9 protein-coding genes are annotated in these 14,957 nt (G+C 64.2%); 3 read left to right on the forward strand and 6 right to left on the reverse strand.

Annotated features, from left to right (window positions below; genetic code table 11):
• Positions 1 to 89 precede the first annotated feature (89 nt).
• Together WG900_RS11655 and WG900_RS11660 are read right to left on the reverse strand one after the other, a co-directional pair.
• The gene (locus WG900_RS11655) at positions 90 to 2,177 is read right to left on the reverse strand and encodes a TonB-dependent receptor (RefSeq protein ID WP_339967292.1); all 2,088 of its coding nucleotides are present in this window, start codon (positions 2,175 to 2,177) and stop codon (positions 90 to 92) included.
• A gap of 147 nt (positions 2,178 to 2,324) precedes the next feature.
• Positions 2,325 to 5,144, reverse strand: a complete 2,820-nt coding sequence (locus tag WG900_RS11660) for a CHAT domain-containing protein (protein WP_339967293.1) — start codon at positions 5,142 to 5,144, stop codon at positions 2,325 to 2,327.
• 328 nt (positions 5,145 to 5,472) lie between these two features.
• Here WG900_RS11660 and gyrB point away from each other — a divergent pair, with 328 nt between their 5' ends.
• On the forward strand, positions 5,473 to 7,995 hold the full coding sequence (gene gyrB / locus WG900_RS11665; RefSeq protein WP_339967294.1) for a DNA topoisomerase (ATP-hydrolyzing) subunit B: 2,523 nt from the start codon (positions 5,473 to 5,475) through the stop codon (positions 7,993 to 7,995).
• Positions 7,996 to 8,059: 64 nt separating this feature from the next.
• On the forward strand, positions 8,060 to 9,847 hold the full coding sequence (locus WG900_RS11670; RefSeq protein ID WP_339967296.1) for a bifunctional metallophosphatase/5'-nucleotidase: 1,788 nt from the start codon (positions 8,060 to 8,062) through the stop codon (positions 9,845 to 9,847).
• 9 nt (positions 9,848 to 9,856) lie between these two features.
• Here the strand turns inward: WG900_RS11670 and WG900_RS11675 are convergent, their stop codons facing one another.
• Genes WG900_RS11675 through lgt form a run of 4 tightly spaced genes read right to left on the reverse strand, consistent with a single transcriptional unit; the run spans position 9,857 to position 13,149 of the window.
• Positions 9,857 to 10,645, reverse strand: a complete 789-nt coding sequence (locus tag WG900_RS11675; RefSeq protein WP_339967298.1) for a DUF1295 domain-containing protein — start codon at positions 10,643 to 10,645, stop codon at positions 9,857 to 9,859.
• Positions 10,638 to 11,264: a 1-acyl-sn-glycerol-3-phosphate acyltransferase gene (locus WG900_RS11680; RefSeq protein ID WP_339967299.1), complete on the reverse strand. Its 627-nt coding sequence runs from the start codon at positions 11,262 to 11,264 to the stop codon at positions 10,638 to 10,640. Before WG900_RS11680 ends, WG900_RS11675 begins: the two co-directional genes overlap by 8 nt.
• A complete protein-coding gene (locus WG900_RS11685; protein ID WP_417597686.1) occupies positions 11,240 to 12,289 on the reverse strand; it encodes a class I SAM-dependent methyltransferase in 1,050 nt (349 codons plus the stop codon). Before WG900_RS11685 ends, WG900_RS11680 begins: the two co-directional genes overlap by 25 nt.
• The gene (lgt, locus tag WG900_RS11690; RefSeq protein WP_339967302.1) at positions 12,286 to 13,149 is read right to left on the reverse strand and encodes a prolipoprotein diacylglyceryl transferase; all 864 of its coding nucleotides are present in this window, start codon (positions 13,147 to 13,149) and stop codon (positions 12,286 to 12,288) included. The genes WG900_RS11685 and lgt overlap by 4 nt, the downstream gene beginning before the upstream one ends.
• 106 nt (positions 13,150 to 13,255) lie before the next feature.
• On the opposite strand from lgt, the gene WG900_RS11695 reads away from it, so the two are divergent.
• Positions 13,256 to 14,956 (forward strand): class I adenylate-forming enzyme family protein, encoded by a 1,701-nt coding sequence (locus WG900_RS11695; RefSeq protein WP_339967303.1) that lies wholly within the window; start codon positions 13,256 to 13,258, stop codon positions 14,954 to 14,956.
• Position 14,957 lies beyond the last annotated feature (1 nt).

Raw genomic sequence — 14,957 nt, forward strand, 5'->3', positions numbered from 1 at the left:
AACTGAGCGTCTAGAGCCGTTTGATCGGCTCTAGCAAGCACTCCCCACAGAAGCGGCCGTCCGGCACAAGCCGGGCGGCCGTTTCGTTTTCAGATTTCCAGCCGCAGCGTCGCGCGGACATCACGCCCGGCCAGCGGGGCATAGTCCTTGAGGAAGCTGGCGTGGCGCCGCGCGTTCACATCGAACAGGTTGTTCGCGCTGAGCAGCAAGCTGAGCGGCTTGTCCCGGCCCCACGGACGCCAGGAAACTTCGACATTAGCAAGCGTGTAGCCCGGGGTCGGATCCTCGTTCGGCGCAACCCGGTCCTGCCCGGTGACCCGCTCGACATTGGCCTTGAAGTCCCACTTCCATGACGACAGTTCGAGCCCGCCCTTGATCCGCAGCGGCGGGATGCGCGGCGCGGGGCCGTAGCTATCGATATCAGCATGGACATAGTCGGCCAGCGCTTCGGCCTTGAGCTTCCAGTCACCGAGTTCGGCCAGCGTGTAATCGCCCTGCACCTCAAAGCCATAGAACCGCGCGTTGGCCTGCTGCAGCCGGTATTCGGGCAAGCCATCGACCACCGCGCCGGTGCGGTTGTCGTAGATGAAGTTCGAAAACCAGCTGTGATAGACCGAAGTTTCGAAAGAGAACCGCTCGCCGTGCCCGCGCAGGATAGCCTCGGCGCTCCATACGCGTTCAGGTTTCAGGCCGGGATCACCGACTTCGTAGGATTCGGTGCCGGCGTGCGGACCGTTGGCGAGCAGCTCTTCCGCCGCCGGCGCACGCGCGGTGCGCGACAGATTGACGCCGAACTTCCACTGCGGCGTGATTTCATACATCGCACCCAGAGCAGCGGAAAAGGTGTCGAAGCTCAGCCGGCCGTTATAAAACTGCGACTGTGCGGGCAGCGGCTTTGAGGTGATGCGGCTGTGCTCAAAGCGGGCGCCGGCTTCAAGATTCCACGGTCCCGTTTCATACTGCTGGAGCGTGAAGAATCCGACCTGCGCACTTGAATTCTTCGGTAGGAACGCCTCGTCGCCAACCACGTCGAAATCGCGGATCACCATCTGCGCGCCGGTCACGCCCTTCCAGCCGCCGCGATCCGCCTGGGCCAGCTCAAAGCGCGCTTCCACGCCTTTGTTATAGAACGTGGTGCCGACGCTGCCGTCAGGCTCAAGCTCAGAATGCTGGTAATCGGCATAGCCCACGCGGAAGGCGAGCTTGCTGATCAGGCTGCCTTCGGTGTTGATTTCGGCGCGGCCATCGATGCGGTCCTGCTTGAGCGCGATGCGCGGTGCTTCCTGCTCTTCGCCAGGCATGGTCGCGAAGCGGACCGGAATGCCATAGATATTGTCCGTATGGCTGTAGGCAACACCGATGGCCCCGCCATCATTGACATAGGTCATGCCGACACCGGCCGTCCATGCGCGCGCCGAGGTGTTCGGCAAGGTGCCGGCCAGTGCGGCGTTTGACGCGAAATCGACATCGGCATCAGGGTCGGGCGGCAAGAGGCTGGATGCGCGCGCCTGTGCCCGGAGCGCGGGCGACAGGGCATAACCGCCGATCCGCAGATCATCGCTCTTCGACCATGAACCGTCGGCATGGAAAACCAGATTCTCGGCGATCAGCACGTCCGTACTGGCGGACAGCGAGCGTTCGTTGGCTGCCGAGCCATAGCTAGCAATGGCCCCGATGTGCACCTTCTCGCTGGGCACCTTAGTGGGCAATCGGCGGTCAGTGACATTGACCACGCCGCCGATTGCCGAGGCACCGTAAAGCAGGGATTGCGGCCCGCGCAGAACCTCGATCCGCTCCGCCAGCAGTGGGTTGACCACCACCGCGTGATCGACCGAAGTGTTCGACACGTCGATCGCACCGATACCGTCCGTCAGCACGCGCACGCGCTCACCCTGGAGGCCGCGCAAGACGGGACGCGAGGCGCTCGGCCCGAAGGAGGTCGCAGATACGCCGGGAAGGTTCTGCAGCGTTTCACCAATCGAGGGACGCAGCGCCTGCGCAAGCTCCTGCGATTGGATCACCGCCACACCAGACAGCACATCCTGCCGCGCCCGGATCAGGGTGCCGGTGACGACGATCTCTTCAGGCGCGTGATGGTCGTCAACCTCCTGCGCCTGGACGGGCGAAGCGATGACAGCAAAGGTAGCAGCGGAAGCGAGAAGCAGGGGACGTTTCATCGAAAGCTCAAACCCAACATGAAAAACACGATATGAAAAACACAGACGCCCCCTCCGCGGCTGCGACTAGCGCAAGCCGCGAGGTGTTACAACATATCATTTGAAGCAGATGCGACTAACCGTTGTCAGGCTGCGACTTGCCGGCGATCAGGGCCGAACGAGTTCGAACGCCGCCCATAGCGAGGGGTGCGCCTTGGCCCCGGCACCCTTGCGCCAGTCACTAAGCGAGCGTTGCAGAGCCTCGGCCGGCGACGTGCCCTTGCCCGAATAGCGCAGCGTTCCGGCAGTAATCGCGCTGGCCACGTCATCGCGCACCGGCCAGTGCGTGGCGATGATCCGGTCCGCCCCGGCAAGGATGAAAGCCTGGGCGAGGCCCGACAAGCTGGCCGCATCGGGACCCGATCCCGCCGCCGTGTTGCAGGCCGAAAGGATCACCCACGATGCCGGCAGGTCAAGCCGGGCGATCTCGCTGGCGGTCAGCAGGCCATCGTCGCCGGGGCTTTCGCTAAGCAAAAGGGCAGGCTCGCGCAGGCCGGGGATTTCTCCTGAGACAAGTCCGTGCGTGGCAAAAGCGAGGACCCCACCGCGCGGCAGTTTCACGTTCCTGAAATTGGCTTCGGTGGCGCGCGCGCCGGTCAGCATCAGCGGCGTCTTGTCCCCTACAGCCCGCGCAATTTCCGTCAGCTCGCCGGCAGCGCCTGGAAGCGCTGGGAGCCGCGCCAAGGCATCGGCCCCGCGTCGCGGCGTGCCGCTACCGGCGGCAGGCGCACTCTGGGCAATATCGCCAAGCCCGACGAACTTGCCGGGGACGTTCTGGCGACGAGACGTTGGCGCGCTTTCCTGCGGAGCCCCCGGCAGCCGGGTCACCGGGATCCGGTCGATCAGGAACCCGGATCCGCCCTTGCGATCCGGCATCAGTGCGAACGGCAGGGCGGCAGGCTTGCCGTTGCTGCTGACCAGCAAGTTCCGGGATTTGCCGAGCGCGGCCTGCACCTCAGGGCTGAACAGTTCGCCATAGAGCTGGTCAACGCTTGCCCGGTCGAAGTCGGCAAGATCGCCCGCACCCGCCAGCGAACGGCGAATCTTGTTCACCAGCACGTCGATCTCGCGCGAGTTAAGCTTGGTCAGGTACTGCCATTCGCCGTTCCGGCTGATCGCCGTGATCATGTAGCGATCAGTCATCCGGCTGATCATTACGAACAGGTCATCCCGGCCAATCCGCTGCCGGACTTCGGCAATGCCGGATTCCCGGAACCGCTGAAACGGCACGCCCGCCGCCGTCAGAAAAGCGCTCGCCTTGGCCAGCTTGCCATCAACCGCCTCCATCTGCTGGTTTGCCCGGGCAAGGTCGAACTGCGCGTCCGGCTCGCGCAGCTGGGCATCGACGGACGAGAGAATCGCGGCGCGCTGGACGAGCAGGTTCTTGCGATCCGCCAGAACTGCTAGGCTCGCCTGCTCACCAGCCACGGCGCGGTTTATCCGCGTCAGGGCGACGGCATCGTCAACGCTGGTTCGCGCGGTCCATTGCTGGGCACGAAATGCGCCATCCTTGTCGCCAGAGCGGAACAGCGATTCGCCGACATAGAGCATACCGGCGTGGGCACCGTTCGGCGTTGGCGCATCGAGATCGAGGTCCATGATCTGGCGCAGTCCGCCCAAAACCGTATGGGCTTCCTTCGCCAGCGCCGCACCGCCTTGCCCATCCAGCGCGCGGATGTGCAGCGCCAGCGCCCGCTCGGCGAGAAATTCGGGATGGACCGTCGGCACGGCTTCCCGGCGCAAGGCGAGGCCCTCGTCCATCGCTGCCGTGGCAATCTTGAACTCGCCGATCCGCATGGCGATGACCGCAAGGTTGACCCGCCCGGTCATCCGGTCGGCATGCAGCCTGGGCAAAGCCTCGTCGCGTGTTTTCAGCAATTGCTGCTGGATGCCGATGGCTTCCCGCCCGCGGCCAAGGCGCTGCAGGACGCGGGCATAGATTTCCCGCACTTGCAGCGTCTGCGGGTGCGCCACACCCATTTTTGCATCCATGATCGGCAGCGCCTGGGCAAGGAACGGCTCGGCCTCGTCAAACTTGCCGCCCTGGATCAACGCGGTTGAGGCAATCGCGCGGATCATAGCGCTGGTCGCGGTGGGTCCGCCGCGCGCCAGTTCAAGCCCCTCGAAAGCCCGCCGCGCAATCGCCAGCGCTTCGGTCGGGCGGTTCTGCTGGACCAGCAAAGTCGCCATGCTGCCATAAAGATTGGCGATCCGCGCATCGCCGGGCTTCAGCAGCGCCTCGCTTTCGGCAATGCCTTTGCGCGCCACTTCAAGCGCCTCGGCGGTCTTCCCGGCCGTATTGAGCACTTCGACCTTTACCGAATAGACCTGCGGCAGGATACCCGGGACCGGCTTCAGGCCCTTGAGCAGAATCAGCGCCTCATCGACCTCACCCATTGCCGGGTCGACCTTGCCCATCTGTACCTCGGCCAGCCCGAGCGCCGCTAGGCCTTCTGCCAGCAGTCTGTCCCTTTGCGCGGCGCTGCTTGCCCGCAACCCGTCGACTGCTTTGCGCAAGTCGGTGGCAGCTGCCGCGTAGCTGCCCCTGGCGTGAAGCACCCCGCCATTGGCCAGCAAGGCACGAAGATAGGCGTTGCGGGTTTTTGCACCCCCGGATTCCAGACCGGGCAAAGCAGCAACAAGGTTCTCTGCCACCGCGTCGAGCTGTTCGCCCGCCAGAAGCCCATCGGCGAGATCGACCTGACGCTCCGCAATGGTCAAAGGATCGGGATTGCGCCTGGACTTTGCTTCCGCAAGATTTGCCTGAGCCAGCGCGATGTAGGCGGCCGGATTCTCGCCCGGATCCATCTTCTGCAAACGAGCGACGCCCGCAGGGATTCCCGCCTGTTCCGCCGCAGCTGGCGCCGGCGCGGCGACAGCGAATGGCGCAAAACCGGCCGCAGGCAGGATCGCAAGCAAGCAAGCCATTGTATTCGCGCGGAATCGTGACATATTCTCTGGACCTTCACTATGGAGCAGATGCGCCATGGGTGGAGAACTTGTCCGACAGCTAACAAGGTAAAGGGAAGAAGAAAAATGACAATTCTGCTGACCAAACTGAGGGCAGGCAGTTTGAGCGTGAATAGTCTGCTTCTTTCGATCAGGCTCGGCCTGTTCGGAAATCTTCCGCTAGTACGCCGGCCGCGATGGTACTGGGCAGGCCTGGTCTGACCGCACCGAAACCAGCCAGTCTCCGCCTGTGGATGGAAGGCACAAAACCCTTCCGATTCCGCGCCTCTGCACCTATATCGCGGGCATGTCTGAAACGCCCGAAAATATCCCGAACGCCAACGCTTATGGCGCCGACCAGATCAAGGTTCTCAAGGGCCTCGACGCCGTGCGGAAACGCCCCGGCATGTACATCGGCGATACCGACGACGGGTCGGGCCTGCACCACATGGTTTTCGAGGTGTCGGACAACGCCATTGACGAGGCGCTGGCGGGGCACTGCGACCTTGTCTTGATCGAGCTGAACCCCGATGGCTCGGTCTCGGTCGAGGATAACGGCCGCGGCATTCCAACTGGCATTCACTCCGAAGAAGGCGTCTCGGCGGCCGAGGTCATCATGACCCAGCTCCACGCCGGCGGCAAGTTCGAGAACACGTCGGACGACAACGCCTACAAGGTCTCGGGCGGCCTCCACGGTGTCGGCGTCTCGGTGGTCAACGCCCTGTCCGAATGGCTCGAACTGACGATCTGGCGCGACGGGCTGGAGCACTGGATGCGGTTCGAACACGGCGATGCCGTTGGCCCGCTGGTCGTTAAAGGGCCGGCGCCAGAAGGCAAGAAGGGCACCCGCGTGACCTTCGTCGCCTCGACAGAGACGTTCAAGAACGTGCTGGAATTCGATTTCGAAAAGCTTGAGCACCGCTACCGCGAGCTCGCTTTCCTCAATTCGGGCGTGCGCATCCTGCTGCGCGACAAGCGCCATGAAGAGCAGGTCGAACATGACCTGTTCTACGAAGGCGGCATCGGTGCTTTCGTCAGCTACCTCGATCGCAACAAGCAGCCGCTGCTGCCCAACCCGATCGCCATCAGTTCCGAACGCGATGGTATCGGCATCGATGTCGCGCTGGAATGGAACGATTCGTATTACGAAAATGTCCTGTGCTTCACCAACAACATCCCGCAGCGCGATGGCGGCACGCACCTTGCTGCCTTCCGCGCTGCGCTGACCCGCACGCTCAACAGCTATGCCGAAAAGTCCGGGCTGCTGAAGAAGGAAAAGGTCAACCTGACCGGCGATGACATGCGCGAAGGGCTGACCGCGATTGTTTCGGTCAAGCTGCCCGATCCCAAGTTCTCGTCGCAGACCAAGGACAAGCTGGTCTCCTCAGAAGTGCGCCAGCCGCTGGAAAGCCTGATGGCCGACCGCATGCTCGAATGGCTTGAGGAAAACCCCGCCAATGCCAAGGCCGTGGTCCACAAGATCATTGATGCCGCCGCTGCCCGAGAAGCCGCGCGCAAGGCCCGCGAACTGACCCGGCGCAAAGGCGCGATGGACATTGCCAGCCTGCCTGGCAAGCTCGCCGATTGCCAGGAGCGCGATCCTTCGAAGTGCGAGCTGTTCCTCGTCGAAGGTGACAGCGCCGGCGGCTCGGCCAAGCAGGGCCGTGAGCGCCTATATCAGGCGATCCTGCCCCTGCGCGGCAAGATCCTCAACGTTGAACGCGCCCGGTTTGACCGGATCATTTCCTCGCGCGAAGTCGGCACGCTGATTCAGGCGATGGGCACTGGTATCCGCGACGAATTCAACCTGGACAAGCTGCGCTATCACAAGATCGTGATCATGACTGACGCCGACGTCGACGGCGCGCATATCCGCACTCTGCTGCTCACCTTTTTCCACCGCCAGATGCCGGAAATCATCAAGGCCGGGCACCTGTTCATCGCGCAGCCGCCGCTGTACAAGGTGAGCAAGGGGCGCAGTGAGGTCTACCTGAAGGACGCCGCCGCCCTCGATCGCTATCTGGTCGAAGCCGGCACCGCCGGGCGCGTGCTCGAAACCGAAGGCGGCGCACGCGGCGGACAAGAGCTTACCGAACTGGTCGAACACGCGATGCGCCTGCGCTCGCTGATGGCCTTCGTGCAGCGCAAGTACGATCCCGCCGTGGTCGAGGCGCTGGCCCTGTCGGGCGCGCTCCAGCCAGACATGGAAGCATCCGCGCGGGCTGCGGCCGTGGCCAAGACCGGCGAATGGCTGGGCCGCGCTGACAGCGAAGCGACGTGGACGGCCAAGGTCCTCGACGATGGCTCGGTGCAGATCATCCGCCTGTGGCGCGGCGTGTCCGACGTCTATCCGATCGAAGCGAGCTTTCTCGCCAGCGCTGAAGCGCGCAAGCTTGCCCGCCTCGCCGCCGAGCAGGCCGACGTCTATTCGGGCACCGCAAGGCTGGTGCGCGTCACCGCTGTCGAAGTTGAGCCGGAGCCCGAAGCCGATGCCGGCAACCCCGGCGAAGGCGACGATCAGATCGCCGCCCCGATCCGCGCCGTTGCGGGCGATGGCGCGATCACACGGCCTTCGCAACTGCTTGACGCCGTGCTCGCCAATGGCCGCAAGGGCCTGTCGATCTCGCGCTACAAGGGCCTTGGCGAAATGAACGCCGAGCAGCTCTGGGAAACCACGCTCGATCCTGAAAACCGTATCCTGCTGCAGGTGAAGGTCGAGGACGCCGACGTGACCGACGAGATCTTCACCCGCCTGATGGGCGACATCGTCGAACCGCGCCGCGACTTCATTCAGGAAAACGCACTGAACGTCGCCAACCTCGACGTTTAGGGCAAGGGCCGGTCGCGAAGCATTCGTCACAAGGCGGTCACGACCAGCAAGTACCGGGGTGCGCATGATCCGCTCAACGACCGCCTTCATCATCGCCGCGCTGGTCGCCAACGTCAGCCCGCTGGCGGCCAAGGACAAGGCACCGCGCACCGTTACCGTTGGCATAGCCGCGATCAACGACTTCCACGGCACGCTGGAACCCCCGCAGCAATCGGTGGTGGTCCCTGACGGCAAGGGCGACTTCATACAGGTGCCCGCCGGCGGAGCGGCATGGCTGGCCAGCGCGGTCGATTCCGTGCGCGCCAAGTACCGCTATCACCTGACCGTATCGGCGGGCGACATGATTGGCGGCAGTCCGTTCAGCTCCTCATCTTTCCTCGACGAACCAGCGATCGGGGTGATGAACCGCATCGGGCTGGATTTCAACGCGGCGGGCAATCACGAATTCGATAGCGGCACGGAAGAGCTGCTGCGAAAGCAGAAGGGCGGTTGCGGGCAGTTCAGCGCGATCAAGCCTTGCCAGATCGAAAGCTTCAAGGGCGCGAAATTCACCTTCCTCGCCGCCAATACCATCAAGGACGATGGTTCCACACTATTGCCGGCCTATGCGATCCGCAGCTTCGGCAAGGGGCGCATGCGGGTCAAGGTCGGACTTATCGGCCTGACGCTCAAGAACAGCGGCGTCGGGCAAAAGCCGGAGAACGTGAAGGGCATCCGCTTTGCCGACGAAGCCGATACGGCCAATGCGCTGGTCAGTACGCTCAAGGCCAAGGGGACGGACGCCGTCGTCGTGGTGATCCACCAGGGAGGACGCACGACCGATCCCGCGCCCAACGGCTGCCCCGGCCTTTATGGTGAGATCAAGCCGATCCTCGACCGGCTCGACACCCGCGTGGACCTCGTCATCTCGGGCCATACGCATTGGGACTATGTCTGCGAGTACGGTGCGATCAACAAGGACAAGCACTTCCTGCTGACCAGCGCGGGGCTGTGGGGCAAGATGGTGACCGACATCACGCTGGAGATCGATCCGATTGCGAACAAGGTCGTCAGCCGCAAGGCGCAGCAGGTGATTGTTCAGTCGCCGGGCTACCGGGCATCGACCGCCTTCATCGCCAGCCGGCCGGAATTTCCGCAGTTCGAACCGCGCAAGGACGTGGCGGATTATGTCGCGACTTACGTCAAGGCTGCCGATGTGGTGGCAAAGCGTGTGGTCGGCAGGATTGCCGCACCGGTCGACAAGCTCGACGGCCCGCTCGCCAATACCGGCGGCCCGCTCGGCAATCTGATCGCCGATGCCCAGCTTGCCGCGACAACTGGCGCGGGCGCGCAGATTGCGCTCATGAACCCCTTCGGCATCCGCCGGTCTCTGAACGCGGACGCCGATGGCATAGTGACTTTTGTCGATCTCTTCGCTGTCCAGCCGTTCCGCAACCGGCTGGTCACGGTCAGCCTGACCGGTGCGGAGATCAAGGAAGCGCTGGAGCAGGGCTTCGATGCCAACGCCCCCGAACAGGTCCTCGCGCCTTCTGCCGGGTTCAACTTTACCTATGACCGCAGCAATGCCATCGGCTCACGGATCACCGCCATCAATCTTGACGGCGCGCCGATCGATCCGGCCAAGTCTTACCGCGTGACGATCAGCCGTTTCATGGCCGAAGGCGGCGATAGCTTCGATGCCTTCACCAAGGGCCGCGACCCGGTGGAAGGTATGATGGAGATCGACGCGCTCGAGGCTTGGCTCAAGGCTGTCCCGCCCCGCGCCGCGCCGCAAGAGGTGCGCGCCATCGATGCCCGGCCCGATCTCAACGCCCTGAAACGCAACGCCCCGCCGGGACAGAAATACCGCTGATCGGGACGCTTATTTCTTCGGGAACCACGGCAGAAAGCCGGAGGTCTTGCGAACGTATTCAGCATAACCGGGACGGCGGTCGGCCATGCCCCTTTCCAGCAGCGGCTTGCCCGACCACTTGGTCAGGGTGAAGGTCAGGAAGGCCGGGCCGATCAGGCTGCCCAGCGCCACTGGCCAGCCGGCCTCGCTCGCCGCCAGCCAGATGCCCCACCATACGCAGGCATCGCCGAAGTAGTTGGGGTGACGGGTATAGCGCCACAACCCGGAGTCGAGCACCTTGCCTTTGCTGGCAGGATCAGCGCGAAAGCGGGAGAGCTGCCAGTCGCCCACGGTCTCGAACACCATGCCGACCAGCCACAGCGCGGCCCCTGCCATCGCCAACGAGCCAATGGCCTCCGCGCCCGAACCCGCCACGCCCATTTGCGCGGGCAGACAGGTCATCCACAGTAGCACCGCCTGCGGCAGGAACACGCGGGTCAGCGCGCCGCGCGCATAGCGGCCCTTGTCGCGCGCGGGGCCGAGGATCTTGGCATAGCGCGGGTCCTCGCCGCTCGCCCGCCAGCGGGTGTAGAGGTGGATCGCCAGCCGCGCGCCCCAGATTACCGCCATCGCCGCAATCAGCGAGGCACGCTGTCCGGGCTCGCCCAGTTGCAGCCATGCCGTCGCCGCCAGAAGCGCCATACCGCCGCCCCAGACCGCATCGATGAACGACACGTCGCCGATTTTCGCCGCCGCCAGCCACAGCGCCAGCATGGTGACGAGGATGATCGCCGCGTTGGTAAGAAGGATTTCAGTCATCGTCATCAATCCCTGCGGTAATGGCTTGCCAACGCGGATGGCCGGGCAGCTTTTCTTCGAAATAGGCGCGGATGCGGGCGAAATCGACCGCCTTGTTGCCGGTGAGCACAATCTCCGGCCCAAGCCCGCCGCGCCGCACGGCATGGTCAACCCAGGCCGGCACGATAGGCACGCCGGCGCCCAGCGCCATATGATAGAAGCCGGTCTTCCACTTCGCCGCGCCCTTGCGGGTGCCTTCGGGGGCCACCACAAGCATGAGTTCGTCGCGCGCATTGAACACGTCGATCATCTGTTCGACATAGTTGTGGCTGGCCGAACGGACCACCGGCACGCCGCCCATTTCGCGCATGAAACGCGTCATCGGCCAGCGAAACAGGCTGTGCTTGCCCATGAATGCGGGCCGGATTCCGAGTGCGTCGGTTGCGCCGATGAAGAACAGGAAATCCCAGTTACTGGTATGCGGCGCGCCGATGATGATAAATTTGCGCGACCGCGGCCGCCACGGATCAAGCGTCCAGCGCTGCGAGCGGAACAGGGCCAGCAAGACCCCGCGCACCAGCCGCGTCATCAGCGAATAGCGGGTGCGGGCGGGCTTCAGAAACCCGCTCCATCGGGCCATCGCGGGCTGGCCATGCCGAACACCTTGAACAGCAGGCCCATCTGGCCTTCACCGATCAAACGGTCGGTCGCGGAGCGGATCGCGGCGGCGTGCTGCGGGGCAAATTGGGCGAGCGCCTCGGCCCGGGCCTCGATCCCCAGTGCGCGCAGCCAGCGCCCCTGCGGCACCGTGCCGAGCCAGCGGCAGCCGCGCGATTCGACGACCGGCGCGAGCGAGGCGAAATCGACATGGGCGGTCAGATCGACCTCGCCCGGCATGGCGAAAGGATCGACCTTGCGGTGGCTGCGCACGGCTTGCAGCGTCGAACCATCGCGGACGACGTCGGACCCGTAATCGATGAAAAGCGCCGCCCCGCCCTGTTCGACCAGCCGCCCGGCGACTTCATACATGATCGCCGCCGCGCCGGGGCAAGTCTCGATAATCGTGCCATCGGGGGCATTTCGGCGCGCCTCGGGCACAGCCGGATCCATCGGCATATGACCTGCGACAGGCAGAAAGCGACCATCCTGAAAACCGACCATCCGCTCGCGCCAGCCATCGGGCGTTTTGACCATCTGGCGCACGGGCAGGGCATCGAGGAATTCGTTGGCGACCAGCAGGATCGGGCCATTGTAGGGCACGGTCGACAAGTCATCATGCCAGATTGCGCCTGGCATAGTGCCCAGCTGGATATCCTTGAGCTGGGTCGAGGTTTCGACAAAATGCACGCGCGGGGTAAGGCCATAGCGCTTAGCCGAGGCCATGGCATCGCGCGCCAGGGTGCCGCGTCCGGGGCCAAGCTCGATGTAATGGACCGGCTCCTCACGCCCGGCGCGGATCCACATGTCGGCCAGCCACAGGCCGATCAGTTCGCCGAACATCTGGCTGATTTCCGGCGCAGTGATGAAATCGCCGTCCTCGCCGAACGGGTCCTTCGACGCGTAGTAGCGCGCGTTCGATTCCGCCATGTAATGGGCAACACTGATCGGCCCGGAATGTCCGATCAGGCGTTCAAAAATTGCCGAGAGTCCCCCCTCGCTGATCATGCTGGCGGAGGCGATTCAGCTGTGCCGAGCGGCGGACGGACCAGCGCGCGAACCATGAAGAACAGGCCGACAAGGAACAGTGGAATCGTCAGCCATTGGCCCATCGACAGCCCGGTCGACAGGGCAAATTCACGCAGCTGGGCATCGGGTTCGCGGAAGAATTCGACCACGAAGCGCCCGGCAGAGATGCCCGCCGTGAAGGTGCCGGCGAGCAGGCCCGGACGGAACCGTGCGCGCGTTTTCCAGAACAGCAGCATCATGATGATGAGCAGCAGCAGCCCTTCCAGTCCGGCTTCGTAAAGCTGGCTGGGGTGGCGCGCCAGCGGCCCCGCATCGGGGAAGACAATGGCCCAGGACACGTCGGGACCGGCAGGCCGGCCCCACAGCTCGCCGTTGACGAAGTTGGCCAGCCGGCCGAACAGCATACCGAACGGCACCGCAACCGAGACATAGTCCGCCACGCGCAGGAAGTTCAGCTTGCCGCGCCATGATACCCAGGCAAACGCCAGCACCACGCCCATCAGCCCGCCGTGGAAACTCATCCCGCCTTCCCACAGCTTGATCAGTTCGCCCGGCTGAGCGAGCAGCTCCGGCGCGTAGAACATTGCATAGCCCAGCCGTCCGCCAAGGATGATGCCTAGGGTGCAGTAGAAGAACAGGTCGTCGGCATGGCGCTGCGCCAGTGGTGCTCCCGGCGTGCGGATTGCCTTAGACGTGTGCCAATAGGCGAGGATGATGCCCGCCAGATAGGCGAGGCTGTACCAGCGCAGGGTGAAGAAGCCGAGATCGATGCCGCGCGTCAGCCCCAGATCATCGAAATTGATCGGCTGCGAAACGGCGGCAAGCAATAGTGACAGCAAGGACGTGAACCCCTAAATGTTTGTTGCAGCAGTCTTGGCACAGCGCGGCCCGCGATGGAACCGCTTGTGAACACGGACGCGCGCGGGAAAGGATTGCCAACCGGCCATGCCAAGCGAACTCGACCGGACTTTCACTGCCATCATGGACGCGATGACCGCGCCCGGAGCGATGCTGGAAACCACGCAGGTGAACGTGCGTGGCCGCAGCTGGACGGTGTTCCGCAATGCGCCGCCCAGCGTGCCGGCACTGCTCATGCACTATTGCACACAGCACTCGGACCGCGAATTCATCGTTGATGGCGAGCTGCGGCTGACCTTTGCGGAGACGCTGGCCCTGTCGCGTGAAGTCGCCGCCGGGCTGGTCAACCGGCACGGCATCGCCAAGGGTGACCGGATAGGCATTGCCGCGCGCAATTCGGCGAACTGGGTGATCGCCTATTTCGGCGTTCTGCTGGCGGGCGGCTGCGCGGCGCTGCTCAATGGCTGGTGGACCGGCGAGGAAATGGCCGACGGCATCCGCCTTGCCGATTGCCGCATGATCCTTGCGGATGCCCAGCGCGCCGCGCGGATCGACGCGCTTGACCACGGCGCAGAGGTGCTGGTGTTTGATCACGGCGAACCGGCGGAAGGCCTCGCCGCCCTTCTCGGTTCAGGCGCGGCGGATCTGCCGGCGCTGACCGGCAATGATCTCGCCACCATCCTCTACACCTCGGGATCGACCGGGCAGTCGAAGGGCGCGCTGTCGGACCACCGGGCTGTGGTGCAGGCGACAGTGAACTTCGCGGCGAATACGCTGATGCTCTATCAGTATCATGCAGCGCGCGGCGAAGTGCCCGAAGGCCGCCTGCCCTGCGCCCTGGTGGCCGTACCGCTTTTCCACGTGACCGGCGAGATACCCTTGCTGCTGCAAAGCCTGATCACCGGCCGCAAGGTGGTGATGATGGCGCGCTGGGACGCAGCCGAGGCGATGAGGCTTATGGAGGCCGAGAAGGTCACCTATTTCGTCGGCGTTCCCCTGATGAGCTACGAGATCGCCAGCCATCCCGACCGGACGAAATACGACCTCTCCACCTGCGTCCATTTCGCCGCCGGCGGCGCCCCGCGTCCGGAATCGCACGTCCGCACGATCCGCGATGCCTTGCCCACCGGCTACCCGATCCTGGGCTATGGCCTGACTGAAACGAACGCCGTGGGCTGCGGTAACTTCAACGAAAACTACCTCGCCAAGCCGGGTTCGACCGGTCCAGCCAGCCGCCCGCTGGTTGAGGTGGGAATCCTCGGCAGCGATGGTCACCCCCTGCCGCAGGGCGAGATCGGGGAAGTGGCGATCCGGTCAATCTGCAACTTCATCGGCTACTGGAACAACCCGGAGGCAACCGCCGCAGCGATGACCGGGGACGGCTGGTTCCTATCCGGAGACCTCGGCTATCTCGACCCGGACGACTATCTGTTCATCGTCGACCGCAAGAAGGACATCATCATCCGCGGCGGCGAGAATATCACCGCCAGCGAGATCGAGGCCGCACTTTACGGCCATCCCGGCATTGCCGAGGCCAGCGTCTTCGGCCTGCCGGATGACCGGCTCGGCGAGGTGCCGGTGGCGGTTTACGTTGCGCATGACGGGATCGATGTGACGCCCGATGACCTGCGCGAATTCCTCTGCACCCAGCTCGCCGGGTTCAAGATACCGGTGCACTTCTGGCGGGAATCGGATAGGCTGCCCCGGCTCGGAACCGAAAAGGTCGACAAGCGTGCCCTCAAAGCGCGCTTTGCGGCACAGTGGACGGGCGCTGAAACGCGGGCCTGAC

The sequence above is a fragment of the Novosphingobium aquae genome (assembly GCF_037572715.1).
In the GTDB taxonomy this organism is placed as follows: domain Bacteria; phylum Pseudomonadota; class Alphaproteobacteria; order Sphingomonadales; family Sphingomonadaceae; genus Novosphingobium; species Novosphingobium aquae.